4 protein-coding genes are annotated in these 2,427 nt (G+C 61.2%); 2 read left to right on the top strand and 2 right to left on the bottom strand.

Features of this window, described 5'->3' with window-relative positions:
* Together OXG98_09340 and OXG98_09345 are read left to right on the top strand one after the other, a co-directional pair.
* On the top strand, nt 1-584 hold a 584-nt coding region (locus OXG98_09340), incomplete at its 5' end, for an aryl-sulfate sulfotransferase (protein MCY3772211.1).
* Nucleotides 585-723: 139 nt separating this feature from the next.
* Nucleotides 724-1,086, top strand: a complete 363-nt coding sequence (locus OXG98_09345) for a hypothetical protein (GenBank protein ID MCY3772212.1) — start codon at nt 724-726, stop codon at nt 1,084-1,086.
* Between the two features lie 425 nt (nt 1,087-1,511).
* Here OXG98_09345 and OXG98_09350 read toward each other — a convergent pair whose 3' ends face one another.
* Together OXG98_09350 and OXG98_09355 are read right to left on the bottom strand one after the other, a co-directional pair.
* Entirely contained in the window at nt 1,512-1,772 is a 261-nt protein-coding gene (locus tag OXG98_09350) for a hypothetical protein (GenBank protein ID MCY3772213.1), read from the bottom strand.
* Nucleotides 1,773-1,886: 114 nt separating this feature from the next.
* On the bottom strand, nt 1,887-2,427 hold a 541-nt coding region (locus OXG98_09355), incomplete at its 5' end, for an aminotransferase class III-fold pyridoxal phosphate-dependent enzyme (protein MCY3772214.1).

The following is a 2,427-nucleotide window of genomic DNA, read 5'->3' on the forward strand; positions in this document are numbered from 1 at the left end:
CCGACCGGGCCAGCGGCGGGCTCAGGTGGATCCTGGGCGAGCCGACCGGTTGGGGACCGCTCGCCGACCGCGTGCTGAAGCCCCTCAACCTGGCCCGCTGGCCCTACCACGGCCACAACCCGCGCATGACCCCGGAGGGCGCCATCGTCTTCTTCGACAACGGCACCTGGGGCGCACGCCCGCCGAAGCCCCCGGTCCCGCCGGAACGGAACTTCAGCCGAGGCGTGGAGTACCGGGTGGACGAGCAGAAGATGACGGTGGAGGAGGTCTGGGCGTCGGATACGCGCTTCTCGCCGTCGTCACGCCACTCTCCCGACATGGGCGATGCCCACAAGTTGCCTCGAACCGGCAACATGATGGTGGTCTGGGCCCACTGCGTCGCGGCCGCGCCGGGACAGGTCTACAGCAACAAGGACTTGAGCGGCGCCTTCTTCAACGAATTCCACATGCCCTCCCTGCTGCGGGAGTACGCCCGAAACGGCTCGTCGGAGGTTGTATTCGAACTCGAAATGCACGATCCCGGCGAAACCATCAACTGGGGGATGTACGGCGGTCTGATGATTCCAAGCCTCTACCCGGATTAGGCATTCCCACTCAGGAAGTGGATGAGGGTTGAAAAGTCCTTCTCCCTGGTTCCCTGGCTCGAATAAGAAGTCTCGTTTCTACGCGATTTACGGAGATTTGGGCATTGCCCGCGCGTCGCGCCCGGACTAGGATGGCTCCATGACCGAGGTAATCGCATTCGACACTCACCGGTTCGTCAAGAACCTCACCGCCGGGGGCTTCACCGAGAAGCAGGCCGAAATCCTGGCGAGCGAGCACGTTCGGCTGCTTGAGGGCAATCTGGCCACCAAGGCCGACATCGAGACGGTCAAAGCTAGAATCGAGACGGTCAAGGCCGACCTCGAGGTTCAGATTCGGCAAGTCAAGACCGGCCTTGAGGTTCAGATTCAAAATGTCAACGCCAACCTCGAAACGCGAATCGAATCGGTCAAGGCCGATCTGATGAAATGGATGTTGGCCGCCGTGACCGCCCAGATGGCGTTGATCGCGGGAGTAATCGTAGGTTTGGTCCGTTTCTTCTGACCGCGTCGGTTCCGGGCGGTTCGCAACCCCGTGACCCTTCGGCTGTACGGAAAACTACTATCAATCGCGCTGCCTGTTTTGATAGGGTTCTTGTGAGTGGTCCGGGGTCATGATTCTCCTGTTGCTATGTCTCGAGTCGTTGTATCAAACGGTTTGGGCGGGACCGCTTTACCCGCCATATACGAATCGTTCGATTTCACCATGGATTCGGGCGCGGGTCTCGTCGGAGGGTGTTGTGGAGTACCGCATCAAGGAGCCAATGTCAGCCCCGCGTCCACAAATCGGCGGAAGTCCCCATCGTTGTTTGTTGGTATTGGCGCACTGTCCTCAATGGCCGCCGCGGCAATCATGCAGCCGATCGGCGATCCACTTTTCAGCGCCCGGATCAGAAAGCTTGTGTCCAGGTGGATCTCGTGTCGGCGATGTCATTCCGCTTCAAGACGTTCCGCCTTGACTTCGCGCTTCCACGCCGAGAGATCGACGTGTCGTTCGCGCACGCAGAACTGCAGCCGTTCGAGCGCATCGAGTGCGGTTTCGTTGCTCTCGTTACCGCTTCCGGCTGCGATTCGAATGGTGCGCCGCAGCACCTCGGACTTCGATACCTGCCACCGTTGCGCTAACACCTCCAGCATGCGTACGGACTCCACATCCAGAGAATAGGTGGACTTGATGCTGGTTATGGCCATACCCAAATTATATGGCCATAAGATGGTTCCAACATGGGCGTTGCCGATATGCGTGAGGTATTTCGAATGCAGGGACTGATCGGTTAAGAATTTGGGCGGACAAGAACCGCGATGTTACATCCGCCCCATCGCGCGGTCGGCCGCCGCCAGTGCCTGCTCTATATCGTCCTCTGTGTGATTGGGCGACACGAAAATCCGGCCGCCGCCGCCCATGAGCACGCCTTCCTCGCCCCAGAGCGCCCGAAAGCGCTCGAATTCCGCGGCATCGCGTCCCGCCAGATGCGACGGGACGTAGGCGGCGGACCTGTCGACGAAGTCGAAGTAGATGACGCCCGTGGGGCCCTGGAGCAGGCGGGGACGGCCGTGGTACGCGCAAATGGCGGAGAGCCCTTCGCTGAGTCGCCGCTGGCGCGCTTCCATCACGTGATAGCAGGCGCCGTCGTTCGCGGCCAGCTTGTCGATGGTGTGGATCGCTGCTGCGAGGCTGGGCGGGAAGGAATTGAATGTGCCCGGACCGAGTACGCGGTTGTCCCTGAGGAGTTGAAGAATGTCTGCACGCCCGGCCACTGCGCTCAGGGGGAAGCCGCCTGCCAGGGCTTTGCCGAATGTGGCCAGGTCGGGTGTTATTCTCAGCGCTGCCTGGGCGCCGCCCAGC

The organism is Gemmatimonadota bacterium (genome assembly GCA_026706345.1).
In the GTDB taxonomy this organism is placed as follows: Bacteria; JAAXHH01; JAAXHH01; order JAAXHH01; family JAAXHH01; genus JAAXHH01.